Raw genomic sequence first — 673 nt, 5'->3', positions numbered from 1 at the left:
AGACGCCTTCGAGCGCCGCCTGTTCGTGGTGCGCAAACGGATGGACAACGAGATCCGTGCCCACGGCTACGACAAGACCGCCTATTACGTCGCCTCGATGTCGTCACGGACCATCAACTACAAGGGTATGCTGCTCGCTGGTCAGGTCGGCAACTATTACCTCGATCTGCGCGATGAGCGCTTCGAGTCGGCGCTGGCGCTGGTGCATCAACGCTTCTCGACCAATACCTTCCCGACCTGGGATCTGGCGCAGCCGTTTCGAATGATCTGCCACAACGGCGAGATCAACACCCTGCGCGGCAATGTCAACTGGATGGCGGCGCGCCGGCATACGATGCGCTCCGAGGTCCTCGGCGATGACCTCGACACCATCTGGCCGCTGATCCCCGAGGGTCAGTCCGACTCGGCCTGTTTCGACAATGCGCTCGAACTACTGGTGATGGGCGGCTACTCGCTGGCGCAGGCGATGATGATCCTGATCCCGGAGGCCTGGTCCGGCAACAAGCTGATGGACGAGAAGCGCCGCGCCTTCTACGAGTTCCATGCCGCGCTGATGGAGCCCTGGGATGGTCCGGCCGCGATTGCCTTTACCGACGGCCGGCAGATCGGCGCCACGCTCGACCGCAATGGCTTGCGCCCAGCCCGTTACCTGGTCACCAACGATGATCTGGTC

At 62.7% G+C, this 673-nt stretch carries 1 pseudogene; it reads left to right on the top strand.

What is annotated here, in order from left to right:
• Positions 1 to 673, top strand: a pseudogene (locus VBE63_RS31020) (glutamate synthase subunit alpha); the annotation flags it as partial.

The sequence above is a fragment of the Lamprobacter sp. genome, assembly GCF_034860625.1.
Lineage (GTDB): Bacteria > Pseudomonadota > Gammaproteobacteria > Chromatiales > Chromatiaceae > Lamprobacter.
The sequence above is the reverse complement of the archived record's forward strand: the minus strand, read 5'-3'. Positions and strand labels throughout refer to the sequence as shown.